Annotated in this window: 12 protein-coding genes and 1 tRNA gene; 11 read left to right on the top strand and 2 right to left on the bottom strand. The window is 60.0% G+C overall.

The window, feature by feature from the left end; genetic code table 11:
- The first annotated feature begins 31 nt into the window (after positions 1-31).
- Together AGR13A_RS08630 and AGR13A_RS08625 are read left to right on the top strand one after the other, a co-directional pair.
- Positions 32-1,273: a YcbK family protein gene (locus tag AGR13A_RS08630; RefSeq protein WP_167377446.1), complete on the top strand. Its 1,242-nt coding sequence runs from the start codon at positions 32-34 to the stop codon at positions 1,271-1,273.
- A 159-nt stretch (positions 1,274-1,432) separates the two neighbouring features.
- The gene (locus AGR13A_RS08625) at positions 1,433-2,176 is read left to right on the top strand and encodes a glycosyltransferase family 25 protein (RefSeq protein WP_080834764.1); all 744 of its coding nucleotides are present in this window, start codon (positions 1,433-1,435) and stop codon (positions 2,174-2,176) included.
- A 196-nt stretch (positions 2,177-2,372) separates the two neighbouring features.
- On the opposite strand, the gene AGR13A_RS08620 is transcribed toward AGR13A_RS08625, so the two are convergent.
- Positions 2,373-2,448: transfer RNA gene (locus AGR13A_RS08620), tRNA-Lys, on the bottom strand.
- A 285-nt stretch (positions 2,449-2,733) separates the two neighbouring features.
- Here AGR13A_RS08620 and AGR13A_RS08615 point away from each other — a divergent pair.
- Both AGR13A_RS08615 and AGR13A_RS08610 read left to right on the top strand, forming a co-directional pair.
- Positions 2,734-3,480, top strand: a complete 747-nt coding sequence (locus AGR13A_RS08615; protein ID WP_080834762.1) for a cytochrome c biogenesis CcdA family protein — start codon at positions 2,734-2,736, stop codon at positions 3,478-3,480.
- 34 nt (positions 3,481-3,514) lie between these two features.
- Positions 3,515-4,453, top strand: coding sequence for an AEC family transporter (locus tag AGR13A_RS08610; protein ID WP_080834760.1), 939 nt, complete (start codon positions 3,515-3,517; stop codon positions 4,451-4,453).
- Here AGR13A_RS08610 and AGR13A_RS08605 read toward each other — a convergent pair.
- Positions 4,437-5,645, bottom strand: a complete 1,209-nt coding sequence (locus tag AGR13A_RS08605) for a UbiH/UbiF family hydroxylase (protein ID WP_080834758.1) — start codon at positions 5,643-5,645, stop codon at positions 4,437-4,439. The genes AGR13A_RS08610 and AGR13A_RS08605 overlap by 17 nt on opposite strands.
- 209 nt (positions 5,646-5,854) lie before the next feature.
- Between AGR13A_RS08605 and pcsA the strand changes: the two genes are divergently transcribed.
- The 7 genes from pcsA (at position 5,855) to glmU (ending at position 14,116) form a co-directional block, all read left to right on the top strand.
- Positions 5,855-6,580 carry a phosphatidylcholine synthase gene (pcsA, locus tag AGR13A_RS08600; RefSeq protein WP_035222923.1) on the top strand — a complete coding sequence of 242 codons (726 nt, stop codon included), beginning with the start codon at positions 5,855-5,857 and terminating at the stop codon, positions 6,578-6,580.
- Positions 6,581-6,931: 351 nt separating this feature from the next.
- Positions 6,932-8,488, top strand: a complete 1,557-nt coding sequence (locus tag AGR13A_RS08595; protein ID WP_167377532.1) for an ABC transporter ATP-binding protein — start codon at positions 6,932-6,934, stop codon at positions 8,486-8,488.
- Positions 8,478-9,569: an ABC transporter permease gene (locus tag AGR13A_RS08590; protein ID WP_080834756.1), complete on the top strand. Its 1,092-nt coding sequence runs from the start codon at positions 8,478-8,480 to the stop codon at positions 9,567-9,569. Before AGR13A_RS08595 ends, AGR13A_RS08590 begins: the two co-directional genes overlap by 11 nt.
- Positions 9,569-10,489, top strand: coding sequence for an ABC transporter permease (locus tag AGR13A_RS08585; protein ID WP_035222932.1), 921 nt, complete (start codon positions 9,569-9,571; stop codon positions 10,487-10,489). Before AGR13A_RS08590 ends, AGR13A_RS08585 begins: the two co-directional genes overlap by 1 nt.
- Positions 10,490-10,524: 35 nt before the next feature.
- On the top strand, positions 10,525-11,598 hold the full coding sequence (locus AGR13A_RS08580) for a BMP family ABC transporter substrate-binding protein (protein ID WP_035222933.1): 1,074 nt from the start codon (positions 10,525-10,527) through the stop codon (positions 11,596-11,598).
- A gap of 211 nt (positions 11,599-11,809) precedes the next feature.
- Positions 11,810-12,547, top strand: coding sequence for a FadR/GntR family transcriptional regulator (locus AGR13A_RS08575; protein WP_080834753.1), 738 nt, complete (start codon positions 11,810-11,812; stop codon positions 12,545-12,547).
- A 207-nt stretch (positions 12,548-12,754) separates the two neighbouring features.
- The gene (gene glmU / locus AGR13A_RS08570) at positions 12,755-14,116 is read left to right on the top strand and encodes a bifunctional UDP-N-acetylglucosamine diphosphorylase/glucosamine-1-phosphate N-acetyltransferase GlmU (RefSeq protein WP_080834750.1); all 1,362 of its coding nucleotides are present in this window, start codon (positions 12,755-12,757) and stop codon (positions 14,114-14,116) included.
- The last annotated feature ends 11 nt before the right edge of the window (positions 14,117-14,127 follow it).

Raw genomic sequence — 14,127 nt, 5'->3', positions numbered from 1 at the left:
CTGTTGGAAATGCAAGATACGGAGGCCACTCATGAAAGCTGCAGACGGCGCGAAAGGACGCGTTTCCTGTCAGCGTCTTGTTATTGCCGTTTCGCTGCTCGGGCTTTCCGGGTGCGTTTCCGCCGTGACCGATGACGAGTTGGCCGCCAGTAACAAGAAGCCGGAGATTGCCGCACAGCAGAAGCCGCAAACGGCCGCCGCCACGCCGGCGGCCGGCGCGCAGCAGGGACATTATGTGGATCCCGCCGTGGCATCGGCGGCCGGCGCTTCCGTGCCGGCCCAGCCTCAGACACCGGGCGGCCCGGCGCAGGGTTACGGCGCAGCCGCCGATATTGGCGGGCTGACGACGCAGCCGACCGCGATTTCCGCCGGGACATCCAGCATCTATTCCACCGCACCTGCCGTTGCGGCGGGAGCGGGGGCCCCGGGTGTCGCTGCCACCGGCGCGCCATCCCAGAAAATCATTCCCGCCGTCAGCAGCGTTTATTCGGCACCCATGCAGGCGGCGCAGCCGCAGCCCGTTGCAGCGCCGGTTCAGGCTCCCGCCGGGCAGGTCCCAGCGGAACAGCACAGCGAAAACCGTCAGGCGGTGCCGGTGCCGCAGGCAGCATCTGAACAGCTTGCTGCTGCATCTCCCGCACAGCCAGCCGGTGAAAGCGGGCAGGAAGGCGAGGGCAAGGGCGTGACGCTTGCGGCGTTTTTCGCCGGCGCAGCCAAGAAGCGTCTGCCGAAAATGATTGAAAGCGGTTCCGCGGAGAACACACAGGTTGCAGCGCTGCCGGGAGCGGCGGACAGGACGATGGGCATTGCGCTTTCGGGCCGCTCGATGATGTCCGATGAGTTCGATGATGCACATCTCGAAGACGAGGAAGATCAACCGACCGGCCTGATGAAGCTTGCGTCGCTTTCCGGCCTCACCCGTGTTTCCCCGAACGGGCTTTTCCTGCAGACAGATCATGTCGAAGTCGGTTGCTTCAAGCCGGAACTGGTGCGGATGATCAAGGATGTCGAGCGTCATTATAACAGCCCGGCCATCGTCACCTCGGGCTATCGTCCGCCAAAGGGCATAAGGCAGGGCTCCAAGCATTATACCTGCGATGCTGCCGACATTCAGATCAAGGGCGTCTCCAAATGGGAGCTTGCAACCTATCTGCGTTCCCTGCCGGAGCGCGGTGGTGTCGGCACCTATTGCCATACCGAATCGGTGCACATGGACACGGGTGAACCTAGAGACTGGAACTGGCGCTGCCGCCGCACCGCCGCGCGCAAATAATTTCCGGCCAATTCTGATGATTGGGGAATCCGGGGCGTTGCGCCCCTGAGATCCGTTTGGAATCTCTCTATGCAGACCCCTTTCCGCCTCCGAATGGACGTGCGGCACGCCATGCTGTAGGAGACGGTTTCCCATCTCCATGCTTATGGTGTCCTGCGAATGCTGCCGATTTCCACCTTTCCCGTCTACATCATCTCCATCGCCAGAGCCCGCGCACGGCTGGAAAAAATGTTGAACGGCGCTTCGGGCCTCGGGCTGGATTTGCGTCCAGTCGAGGGTGTCGACGGCAAGACCATTCCCCCCGCCGAATGGACGGACTTTAACCGGCGCGGTTTTGAACTGCGTAACGGCCGCCACGCCTTGCCCGGCGAGTATGGCTGCTACGCCAGCCATATAAAGGCGCTGGAGATTTTCCTGGCGAGCGACGCGCCGATGGCGGTAATCGTCGAGGACGATGTCGCCTTTACCCCGGACTTTTCCGAGCGGGTCAAAGCCGTGGCTGCGATCATGCCGAAAAATTCGATCATTAAACTGACCAACCACCGCCGCAGCGGCTTCAAGGGCAGGAAGACCAGCGCTCTCGGGGACACGTTCGGGCGCTGCATCTACGGCCCGCAGGGATCGTCAGCCTGCTATATCATCTCACGCGGCGGTGCCGAAGGTTTTCTGAAAGCCGCAAGGGTGATGACGCTGCCCTTCGACCGGGCGCTGGAATGCGGCTGGGGTTATGGCACGCATGTCTACGTGACCGACAAGGATTTCCTGCCCTTTGGCGATCCGGACACGCTGGTGGGAACGCGCGCCGAATATCGCGGCAGCAAATTTGCCCGGTTCAAGCGGGTGCCGGCTTATCTCTCCAGTTTTTACGACAATATTGCGCGGTATGTTTATGCCTATCGCTAGCCGCGATCATGACGGTATGTCGGCTCGCTGTCCGATAACGGCGCAATGGGGAGATTGATATTCCGTACCCGGCAAAGAGAAGGTGCGGTTATTTTTACCTCAACAAAACGCAAGGATGCTGTTTTCCAATCTGTTGCAGATCGGAGGCCGCTGCGACAGAAAGACATCTAAGCTATTGATAAATCGAGTGTTGAGGTGGTGAGAGCGCAGGGATTCGAACCCTGGACCTACTGATTAAAAGTCAGTTGCTCTACCGGCTGAGCTACGCTCTCCCGTGTCGGGGCTTGGTTGCCCTTCGGAAGTGCGCGGAACATAGGTAGAGCGATCCGTTCGGTCAACCCAAAAAAAGCGCTTTCTACAATCAATCCGGTTTTTTTTGTCGCACCCCCGAAAAGGTGATTGGAGACAGGGGGCGGCTGGGGATAAAAGCGGCTCAGACATGTCGGGCAAACGGGTGAAATCGTTTTACGGCAATGACATGTGCGAAAATGAAAGCGTGAAGTGCCGGCGAATCTTTTACGAATCGCGGCGGGCTTTACGGGATCCGGAGTTCTTTCTTGTCGATTGCCGATATTTCCCTGTTCAGCGCGCTTCTGGCCGGTGCCTTGTCTTTCCTGTCGCCCTGCGTCCTGCCGCTGGTGCCGCCTTACCTTTGTTATATGGCGGGTATTTCTGTCGAGCAGTTCAAGACGGAGGATTCGGCGCCCCGGCCCGAGGTGCGCAAGGCGGTGCTGGTTTCGGCATTCTTTTTCACGCTCGGTTTTGCCACGGTGTTTGTGGCGCTGGGCGCCGGCGCCTCGACGATCGGCACGCTTTTGCGTCAGAATCTCGATATTCTCGCCAAGATCGGCGGTTTCATCATCATTCTGATGGGCCTTAACTTTCTCGGTGTTTTCCGCATCGGCGTGTTTTCGCGCGAAGCGCGGTTTCAGGGGGCGGGCAAGCCGGCCACGCTGTCCGGAGCCTATGTCATGGGCCTTGCCTTCGCTTTCGGCTGGACGCCCTGTATCGGTCCGGTTCTGGGCGCGATCCTCGGTGTAGCCGCTTCGCGCGACACGGTTGGCGACGGTGCGGCGCTGCTTGCCGTCTATTCGCTTGGCCTTGCGGTGCCGTTCTGGATCGCGGCTGCTTTTTCCGGTTCCTTCATGCGGTTCCTCGTGCGCTTCCGCCGCCATCTTGGCCTCGTGGAAAAGCTGATGGGCGTGTTGCTGGTGCTTACCGGTATCGCTTTCATGTCCGGTTTCATCACCAATGTGGCGATCTGGTTCCAGGAGACCTTTCCGATCCTGATGAAAATCGGCTAAGCCTCCCGCGTATTTTAGACGCAAGGGAAAGACCGTGGCCGATATCGTCGGATTGCTTTTGCCGTTTTTCGGCCTGATCTTCATCGGTTACGGCGCAGCGCGCATCACGAAACAGCCGGTCGAGGCGATGGGCTGGCTGAACACCTTCATCATCTATGCCGCGCTTCCGGCGCTGTTTTTCAAGCTGGTGTCGAAAACGCCGGTCGAAGAGCTGGCGCGCATGGATTTCGTTGCCGCCAGTCTTGCCTGCACCTACGGCATCTTCCTGCTGGTGTTTCTGATCGGACGGTTCGTGCGAAAGAACAGCCTCGCAGAAACCACCATCCAGAGTTTCGCGGCGAGCTATGGCAATATCGGCTATATGGGTCCGGGCCTTGCGCTGCTGGCGCTCGGCGAAAAGGCGGCGGTGCCCGTCGCGCTGATCGTCTGTCTGGAAAACGCCGCCCATTTCATCGTTGCGCCGGCGATGATGGCGGTTGCGGGCGGTGACAAGCGCTCCCCGGCGAAGCTTGCAATGGATGTGGCGCGCAAGGTCATTACCCATCCCTTCATCGTGTCGGTGATTGCGGGCTTTCTCGCTGCCTCGCTGTCCTGGCAGCCGCCGGAGGCGGTGCAGCGGCTGGTGGATTATCTGGCGCAATCGGCGGCGCCCTGCGCGCTGTTTGCCATGGGCGTGACGCTGGCGCTTCGGCCGATGAAACGGGTGCCGGTGGAAATCAGCTATATCGTGCCGGCCAAGCTGATCCTGCATCCGCTCGCGGCTTATTTTGTGCTCTCGTCGATCGGGCGTTTCGAGCCGGTGTGGATCTATTCCGCCGTGCTGTTGGCAGCCTTGCCGACCGCGACGAATGTCTTCGTCATCGGCCAGCAATATCACGTCTGGCAGGAAAGGGCGTCGGCGACGATTCTCATCTCCACGGTGCTGTCGGTCCTCACGCTAACGGGCGTGGTCTATTTCATCCAGCCTTTTTGAAGCTGCCGAACAAAAGCGAGGGCAGGGCCTTCAGCCCGCGGCCGGGCTCGATGCCTTCGCGCATAACCATGCTTCTGAGCGTGCCGATGCCGGAGAGGACATGCAGGCCCGCCGCGCGCGCCATCTGCACCGGCAGAAGATCGGAAAGCAGAGAGCGGTTCAGAAGGTCGACGCTGAGGGTGCGGCTGTAGACATCCGCCCGCCGCCTGCGGTCAAAGCTGCTGCCGGCATCAGCGGCGATGGGGCGGTCGGAGACGGCACCGAGCAGTTCCGTCAGCGAAATGATGTCGCGCAGGCTGAGGTTCAAACCCTGCGCGCCGATGGGCGGAAAACCGTGCGCCGCTTCGCCGATCAGGGCGACACGGCCCTTGCCGAAGCGGTGCGCCGTCATGGAAGAAAGCGGCCATGCCTGCACGCTGTCCTCTACGGTAACAGCGCCCAGCATGGATTGCATGCGCTCCTCGATCCGCAGGCTGAGCGCCTCCAGCGGCAATGCCGTCAGTTCCTCCGCCTGTTGCGGAGTAACGACCCAGACGAGGCTGGAGCGGTTGCCGGGCAGGGGAACCTGGGTGAAAGGACCGGTGGGGGTGTGGAATTCCGTCGAGACATTGCCATGCGACCGGCTGTGGCCGAAGTTCAAAACAATGGCCGTCTGCGGATAGGACCAGGATTTGACGCCGATGCCGGCCGCATCCCGCACCATCGACTTCCTGCCATCCGCGCCGATGAGGAAATCGGCAGAGAGCGTTTCGCCGTCTGCAAGCGTCACGGAGACGCGGTCGTTGCCGATGTCGATCGTCTCGGCGGTGGTGTCGAGGCGGGTAATATTGTGTTCCTGTTCGACAGCCTCACCAAGCACGCCGAGCAGCGCCTCGTTCGGAATGTTCCAGCCGAAGGCGTCGAGCCCTATTTCGGAGGAGCGGAACTGTACGGTCGGCGCGCGCAGCAGGCGCTCGGTGCCGTCAATGATCTGCATGGTGGAAAGGCGTGCGGCCGCAGGGGCGATGCGAGACCAGAGGCCGAGACGGTCCATGAAACGGATGGACTGGTCCATCAGCGCCGTGGTGCGCTGGTCCTTCCTGTCGCTGGAAGGTGCAATGAGCGCCACGTGGCGGCCCGCCCGCGCCAGCGCGATGGCCGCGATCTGGCCCGCAAGTCCCGCACCTGTTATGGCGATATCGAAGTGTCTCATGGTCCTGATCCGTTGTTATTTCCAGAACATCATAGTGTCTTTGCGCGGGCAAATCCACTTCGGGGCCGGAACATTCAGTCACGAAGATTCGTTGGTTGTGCCACTATATTAGTCTTAGGATAAGCGGATTGAGCCGGTTGCAAAGCGTGGTGAATGGCCGCATACCGGAATGGACAGGGCGGATGAAAAGCGGGGCGCAGACGCTGACCATGAAAATTTTCAACTACAAGCGTGTTCCCTACGCGGAAATCCGCGCCTTTTCCGTCCATATGCTTACGGCTTCCGGTTCGTTTCTGGCCTTTCTCGGCGTCGTCGCCGCCGCCGAACACCGATTTGTCGACATGTTCTGGTGGCTGGGGCTGGCGCTTCTGGTGGATGGTATCGACGGACCCATTGCCCGCAAGGTGCGGGTGAAGGAAGTTCTGCCCAACTGGTCGGGCGATACGCTCGACAATATCATCGACTACGTGACCTATGTGCTTTTGCCCGCCTTTGCGCTTTACCAGAGCGGCATGATCGGCGAGCCGCTATCCTTCGTGGCGGCGGGCATGATCGTGGTATCGAGCGCCATCTATTATGCCGATATGGGCATGAAGACGGATGAATATTTCTTCTCGGGCTTTCCGGTGGTGTGGAACATGGTGGTGTTCACGCTCTTCGTCATGGATGCCAGCGCCACCACGGCCATGACCGTGGTTACCGTCTCGGTGTTCCTCACGTTCCTGCCGATCAACTTCCTGCATCCGGTGCGGGTGAAGCGCCTGCGGCCGCTTAATCTGGCCGTCGTTTTCGTCTGGTGCGCGCTTGGCGGTTACGCGCTGCTGATGCATTTCGAAACGCCGACATGGGCGGTGGTCGCATTCGTGGCGAGCGGCATCTATCTCTATTGCATCGGTGGAATATTGCAGTTTTTTCCGTCGCTGGGTGCAAAGTAGTATGCGCGGCGTTTTGGAGCGGTTGTCCACACTCGACGTCATTCTCGGGCTTGACCCGAGAATCCATGATTTCAACGGGTTATGGATCCTCGGGTCAAGCCCGAGGATGACATGGTAGAGATTTCGACGCTGCTGTTAGGAAAGGGATGCTGGGCCGTTTATTGCTTGTGCAAATTGCATTTAAGCAAAGTGTTTTTCAGTTGTGCGCAGCAGCAAAACAGTTATCAATACATCATGGTCGCGCAGCATTGCATACGCATTGCCCCGTGATTGCGAACAATAACCGCAGCTGTTGAAGTGCTTCAAAGAAAGCATGGGCTGCCGGTGAGAGAGGGACCAGTGACTGGAAATTTGGCGCCGGAGGCCGTGCCTCTCCTGTCTGTTCGCAAGCTGACAAAGCTGTTCGGCAATTTCGCCGCCTGCAACGGCATCGACCTCGATATAGCGCCGGGCGAAATCCATGCGCTTCTGGGTGAAAACGGTGCCGGCAAGTCCACGCTCGTCAAGATGCTGTTCGGCGTTCTTTCACCGACCGAGGGCGACATTATCTGGCAGGGCCGACCGGTTTCCGTGGGCTCGCCAAGCGAGGCCCGAACCCTCGGTATCGGCATGGTTTTCCAGCATTTTTCCCTGTTCGAGGCGTTGACGGTCGCTGAAAACATCGCCCTGTCTCTCGACCCGAAAATTTCACTGAAGGAAATCGCGAGGGAAGCGGAAACGCTGTCGCGCGCCTATGGCCTGCCGCTCGACCCTTATGCGCATGTGGCCGATCTTTCGGTCGGTGAGCGCCAGCGTATCGAGATCGTGCGCGCGCTGTTGCAGAACCCGCGTCTCATCATTCTCGACGAGCCGACCTCGGTGCTGACGCCGCAGGAGGCCGACAAGCTGTTCGAGACGCTGGCAAAGCTGAAAGCCGAAGGCCGTTCGGTGCTTTATATCAGCCACCGTCTGGAAGAGGTGCAGCGCATCTGTGATCGCGCCACCGTCCTGCGCCACGGCAAGGTGACAGGCGCCTGCGATCCGCGCAGGGAAACGCCTGCATCTCTGGCGCGTATGATGGTCGGCAGCGATGTCGCGAGCGTTTCGCGGCCGACGGGAGCCGCGCTGGGGCAACCGCAGATCGAGGTCATGGGGCTTTCGGTTGCGCCACGCACGCCTTTTGCCGTGGCGCTGAAATCGATTTCCATGAATGTGCGCGCCGGCGAAGTGCTGGCGATTGCCGGTGTGGCCGGAAATGGCCAGGGCGAGCTATTCGATGCGCTTTCCGGCGAATATCCGGTCTATAATAATGATGCGATCCATTTGCGCGGCAAGCCGGTCGGCCGTATCGGCATCAATGGCCGCCGGCTGATGGGAGCGGGTTTCGTGCCGGAAGAGCGCCATGGCCACGCCGCCGTTCCCGGCATGAGCCTTTCCGACAATCTGTTGTTGGCGCGGGCGCGTTCTGATCGGAAGGCGTTTCTGACCGGCGGTTTCCTGCGCATCATCCGTGGCTCGACCATCAAGGCGGCGGCGCGGCGCATCTCGGAAACCATGGATGTGCGCAAGAGCGGGGCCGATCCGCTGGCGGGGTCGCTGTCTGGCGGCAATCTGCAAAAATTCATCGTCGGGCGAGAGCTTGACCGTCAGCCCGCCGTGCTGGTGGTCAACCAGCCGACCTGGGGTGTGGATGCGGGTGCGGCGAGCCGAATTCGCCAGGCGCTTGTCGATCTCGCCAAGGCGGGCTCGGCGGTCATCGTCATCAGTCAGGATCTCGATGAAATCTTCGAGGTCGCCACCAATATCGCTGTCATTTCCGACGGGAAGCTGTCAGAGACCCATCCCGTGGAAGACATGACGCTTGAAAAGATCGGCCTGCTGATGGGCGGCATCCACACACATTCGGGAGCCGCCCAGCATGCGCATTGAGCTTGAAAAACGGGCAGGGGTCTCAAAGCTATTCACTCTCCTTTCGCCGCTTCTGGCGCTGGTGCTGACGCTGCTCGTCGGCGCCATCATGTTCGCCATGCTCGGCAAGAACCCGCTGGACGCGCTTTACGCCTTTTTCGTCGAGCCGCTTCTGGAGGTCTGGTCGCTGCATGAGTTGGCGATCAAGGCCGCGCCGCTGATCCTGATCGGCGTCGGCCTGTCGATCTGTTATCGCTCCAATAACTGGAATATCGGCGCGGAAGGACAGTTCACCATCGGCGCGATCACCGGTTCCATCCTGCCGGTGCTTTATCCCGACTGGCATTCGCCGCTCATCCTGCCGCTGATGATGGTGATGGGCGCCATCGGCGGCGCGCTTTATGCCGGTATTCCGGCGCTGTTGAAGACGAAGTTCAACACCAATGAAATCCTCGTCAGCCTGATGCTGGTCTATGTCGCGCAGCTTTTTCTCGACTGGCTGACGCGCGGCATCTGGCGTGATCCGGGCGGCTATAACTTCCCGCAGACCAAGCCCTTCAACGACAGCGCCGTTCTGCCGGAAATGCTGGCATCGGGCCGGGCGCATTGGGGTTTCGTTTTCGCCATCGTTGCGGCCATCGCGCTGTGGTTCATGATGCGCTACATGCTGAAAGGCTTCGAGGTTACCGTGCTCGGCCAATCGGCGCGGGCAGGGCGTTTTGCCGGTTTCTCATCAAGCCGCATGGTGTGGTTTTCGCTGCTGCTCTCCGGTGCGCTGGCGGGGCTTGCGGGCATATCTGAGGCTTCCGGTTCCATTGGCCATCTCCAGCCCAGCATCTCGCCGGGTTACGGCTTCACCGCCATCATCGTCGCCTTTCTCGGCCGTCTCAACCCTCTCGGTATCATCCTTTCCGGGCTGGTGCTGGCGCTGACCTATCTGGGCGGCGAGGCTGCGCAGCTTTCGATTGGCGTCTCGGACAAGGTGACGCGCGTGTTTCAGGGGCTGATGCTGTTCTTCGTGCTCTCCTGCGACACTCTGATCTTCTATCGCATCAGGGTCGTCTTTTCCGGCAAGGCGCATCATAAAGAAGGAGCGGCATGATGGATATGCTTCAGGCCATTCTTCTCACCGTCATCACCGCCGCGACACCGCTGGTGCTTGCCGCCTCCGGCGAGCTCGTGGCGGAGCGCTCCGGCGTCCTCAATCTCGGTGTCGAGGGCATGATGATCATGGGGGCGGTCTGCGCTTTTGCGACCGCCCATATGACGGGGTCTCCCTATCTCGGTATTCTGGCCGGCATCGCTTCCGGCGCGGTTTTTTCGCTGCTGTTCGGCTTCCTGACACTGACACTGGTGACCAACCAGGTGGCGACGGGCCTTGCGCTTACCATTCTCGGTCTTGGTGTTTCCGGCATGCTGGGCGAAAGCTTCGTCGGCCTGCCGGGTGTCAAGCTGCAGCCCATCGTCTTTCCGGTTCTGTCCGAGATTCCGTTCTTCGGCCCCTTGCTGTTCCGGCAGGACCTGATCTTCTACATGTCCATCGCGCTCGTTGCCGGTATCAGCTGGTTTCTGTTCAAAAGCCGCACGGGTCTCAAGATTCGTGCGATCGGCGACAATCATGGTTCCGCCCATGCGCTCGGCATCAATGTCATCCGCACGCGGTATCTGGCTGTCATGTTCGGCGGTGCCTGCGCGGGTCTCGCCGGCGCGCAGCTGTCGCTTGTCTACACACCGCAATGGGTGGAAAACATGTCGGCCGGGCGCGGCTGGATTGCGCTGGCGCTCGTCGTCTTCGCCTCCTGGCGTCCCTGGCGCCTGCTGGCGGGCGGCTATCTGTTCGGCGCCGTCACGATCGGGCAATTGCACGCGCAGGCCTTCGGCATCGGCGTCCCGTCGCAACTGCTTTCGGCACTACCTTACCTTGCAACTATTGTCGTGCTCGTCATCATCTCGCATAATCGCCGCACGACCTTGATCAACACACCGGCATCGCTGGGCAAATCCTTCGTGCCGGACAGGTGAAGAAGTCTCAAGTCTCCAAACCAACAGGGGTAAAAATGAAAAAACTGGTCATCGCACTCGCCGCTTCCGTTGCGGCTCTCGGCGGCGTCGTTTCCTCGGCTGAGGCCGCCGACGCCAAGAAGGTCTGCTTCATCTATGTCGGTTCAAAGACCGACGGCGGCTGGACGCAGGCGCATGATATCGGCCGCCAGGAACTGCAGGCGCATTTCGGCGACAAGATCGAAACGCCTTTCCTTGAAAGCGTGCCGGAAGGCCCGGATGCTGAACGCGCCATCGAGCGCATGGCCCGCTCGGGCTGCGAGCTGGTCTATACCACCTCCTTCGGCTTCATGGATGCGACCGTGAAGGTCGCCCAGAAGTTCCCCAAGGTGAAGTTCGAACACGCTACCGGCTTCAAGACCGCCGAAAACGTCGCCACCTACAATTCGCGTTTCTATGAAGGCCGTTACATTCAGGGCCAGATCGCCGCGAAGATGTCCAAGAAGGGTCTTGCCGGCTACATCGCTTCCTTCCCGATCCCGGAAGTGGTGATGGGCATCGACGCCTTCGTTCTCGGCGCGCAGTCGGTCAATCCGGACTTCAAGGTCAAGGTCGTCTGGGCCAATACCTGGTTCGACCCCGGCAAGGAAGCCGATGCCGCCAAGGCGCTGATCGACCAGGGCGTCGACATCCTGACGCAGCACACCGACACCACCGCGCCGATGCAGGTTGCGGCCGAACGCGGCATCAAGGCCTTCGGTCAGGCTTCCGACATGATCGCGGCCGGCCCGCAGACGCAGCTGACCGCCATCAAGGACACCTGGGGCGCCTATTATATCAAGCGCACGCAGGCTCTTCTCGATGGCACCTGGAAGTCCGAATCCGTCTGGGACGGCCTGAAGGATGGCATCCTGACCATGGCGCCCTACACCAACATGCCTGATGACGTGAAGAAGATGGCCGAGGATACCGAAGCCAAGATCAAGTCGGGCGAGCTGCATCCCTTCACCGGCCCGGTGAAGAAGCAGGACGGTTCGGAATGGCTGAAGGCCGGTGAAAAGGCCGAGGACGGCGTTCTGCTCGGCCTCAACTTCTACGTTGCCGGCGTGGACGACAAGCTGCCGCAGTAACGGGACTTTCCATTCCCGCTGATAACAGGCCGTACATGAAATTCATGTGCGGCCTTTTTTATTTTCATGTGTTTTACGTTGCAGATGAAGTTTGCCTTTGCTTTTCAGACGACTTGATGTTTTTCACTATATTGTGACTTTGGATATACACGTCTGGCGCGATTTTTGAGATCGCCAACCGAACGGAAGGACATGACATTTGCAGCGCGGAATGCTCGATGCGGCGATCGGTTTTCGAAAGTTACGGACAAATCATGCACAGGTCGTGCACAAGCTAGGCCTTGATATCGTGTCCGGCGTTTTCAAGACGGGTGATATTCTGCCCGGCGACGCCGAGCTTATGGAGCGGCTGAAAGTATCCCGCACGGTTCTGCGCGAAGCGATGAAGACGCTGACGGCCAAGGGCATGATTTCTCCCAAGGCCCGTATTGGTACTCGGGTGACGGAACGCGAGAACTGGAACATGTTCGACAGCGAAGTGCTGCTCTGGCATTTCGAGGCGGGTGTCAGCGACGAATTCCTTTTGCACCTTTATGATATCCGTCTGGCTTTCGAACCCTATGGTGCGGGGCTTGCCGCTATCAGGGCAAAAGACGGCGATATTGCAAAGCTCGTCGCTTACGCCAATGAGATGGGCAACACGGCCTATTCCAAGGAAAAGCGGGCGCTTGCGGATATGAATTTCCATGTCCTGATTACCGAAATGTCCGGCAACCCGTTCATGCGCACGGTCGGTTCGCTGATAAAGGCGGCCCTGGCGGGCATTTTCCGGATGAGCAACCCGGAAACCGACCCCAACGAGATTTCCGACGTATCCGCCTCCCATCTGAGGCTCGTGGAAGCATTTCGCCTGCACGACGAGGCCGAGGCCCGCCGCGAGATGGAAAGGCTGATTGAAAACGGCCGTCAGCAGATACTCGAATTCACGGCCCGTAATTCCCGAAAATAGATCATGCCAGGCAGCCGCCGATCACGTTTGATGAAAATCGGCGTGGAAATTTGGTGGAGATTTGCATGGTTTCTTAAGTGGGGCGCCGTTATAGCAGTGCCGGAAAGAAATCACCGATGCGCCCGTCCGTTAAACCGGTCGGCGTCAAGTCAAACATTGCCACTGTCGCGGCCGTCCTGTGGCCGGTGACAGGGTGTTGGAGGTCTTATGGAGCGCAGCTCTCTAGCCGTTATTCTCGCAGCGGGCGACAGCACGCGCATGAAGTCGTCGAAATCCAAGGTGCTTCATCCGGTCGCGGGACGCCCGATGATCGGGCATGTGGTGGAGGCGGTGGCTGGAGCGGGTGTCGGCGCGGTGGCGCTGGTGGTCGGGCGCGATGCCGACAATGTCGCTGCCGCCGCAAGCATGCAGGGCCTTCAGGTCGAAGCTTTTCTGCAGACGGAACGCAAGGGCACAGGCCATGCGGTTCTTGCCGCACGCGCAGCCATTGAGCGCGGTTTCGACGATCTCATTGTTGCCTATGGCGATGTGCCGCTCATCACCTCTGCAACGCTCGACCGGGCACGTGAGGCGATTGCCGCCGGCGCCGATGTCGCCGTCATCGGTTTCCATACCGATCGCCCGACCGGCTACGGCCGGCTTCTGGTCAAGGATGGCGAACTTGTCGCTATCCGCGAGGAGAAGGATGCGACCGATGCGGAGCGTAAGGTTACCTGGTGCAATAGCGGCTTGATGGCCATCAACGGTCGCAACGCGCTGGACCTGCTCGACCGGATCGGCAACAGCAATGTGAAGGGCGAATATTATCTGACCGATGTGGTCGAGATCGCCCGTTCCCTCGGCCGCCGCGCCGTCGCCATCGATGCGCCGGAAGCCGAGCTGGTCGGCTGTAACAACCGCGCCGAACTGGCCTTTATCGAGAAGCTCTGGCAGGAACGTCGCCGCCACGAATTGATGGTGGACGGCGTTTCGATGATTGCGCCCGAAACGGTCTTTCTCTCCTATGACACGAAGATCGGTCAGGACGTTTTGATCGAACCGAATGTCGTCATCGGTCCCGGCGTCACCATCGAGCCGGGTGCCGTCATCCATGCGTTTTCACATCTGGAAGGGGCTTATGTCGCCGAGGGTGCGACAGTCGGTCCCTATGCGCGATTGCGCCCGGGCGCCAATCTGCACGCCAATGCCAAGGTCGGCAATTTCTGCGAAGTGAAGAAAGCGGAGATCGGCGAGGGCGCCAAGGTCAACCATCTGACCTATATCGGCGATGCCTTCATCGGCGCGGGCAGCAATATCGGTGCGGGCACCATCACCTGCAATTACGACGGCTACAACAAGGCAGAAACGCGGATCGGTGCCAATAGCTTCATCGGCTCGAACTCGTCGCTGGTTGCTCCTGTCACCATTGGAGAGGGGGCCTATATCGCCTCCGGCAGCGTGATTACCGATGACGTGCCTGATGATGCGCTAGCCTTCGGGCGCGCGCGGCAGGAGATCAAGCCGGGCCGGGCGACCGTTGTGCGCGAGCGGGCAAAAGCGCTGAAGGAAGCGAAGAAAAAGTCCTCTTGAAAGACGTTACC

The organism is Agrobacterium genomosp. 13 str. CFBP 6927, assembly GCA_900012615.1.
In the GTDB taxonomy this organism is placed as follows: domain Bacteria; phylum Pseudomonadota; class Alphaproteobacteria; order Rhizobiales; family Rhizobiaceae; genus Agrobacterium.
Note: the sequence above shows the minus strand (reverse complement) of the source record. Positions and strands in the feature narration are given on the sequence as shown.

Coding starts and splice junctions, on each gene's coding strand:
- AGR13A_RS08630 (WP_167377446.1), top strand. CDS start 32: ATGAAAGCTGCAGACGGCGCGAAAGGACGCGTTTCCTGTCAGCGTCTT.
- AGR13A_RS08625 (WP_080834764.1), top strand. CDS start 1,433: ATGCTGCCGATTTCCACCTTTCCCGTCTACATCATCTCCATCGCCAGA.
- AGR13A_RS08605 (WP_080834758.1), bottom strand. CDS start 5,645: ATGAGACACTTCGATATCGCCATAACAGGTGCGGGACTTGCGGGCCAG.
- pcsA (WP_035222923.1), top strand. CDS start 5,855: ATGAAAATTTTCAACTACAAGCGTGTTCCCTACGCGGAAATCCGCGCC.
- AGR13A_RS08590 (WP_080834756.1), top strand. CDS start 8,478: ATGCGCATTGAGCTTGAAAAACGGGCAGGGGTCTCAAAGCTATTCACT.
- AGR13A_RS08585 (WP_035222932.1), top strand. CDS start 9,569: ATGGATATGCTTCAGGCCATTCTTCTCACCGTCATCACCGCCGCGACA.
- AGR13A_RS08580 (WP_035222933.1), top strand. CDS start 10,525: ATGAAAAAACTGGTCATCGCACTCGCCGCTTCCGTTGCGGCTCTCGGC.
- AGR13A_RS08575 (WP_080834753.1), top strand. CDS start 11,810: ATGCTCGATGCGGCGATCGGTTTTCGAAAGTTACGGACAAATCATGCA.
- glmU (WP_080834750.1), top strand. CDS start 12,755: ATGGAGCGCAGCTCTCTAGCCGTTATTCTCGCAGCGGGCGACAGCACG.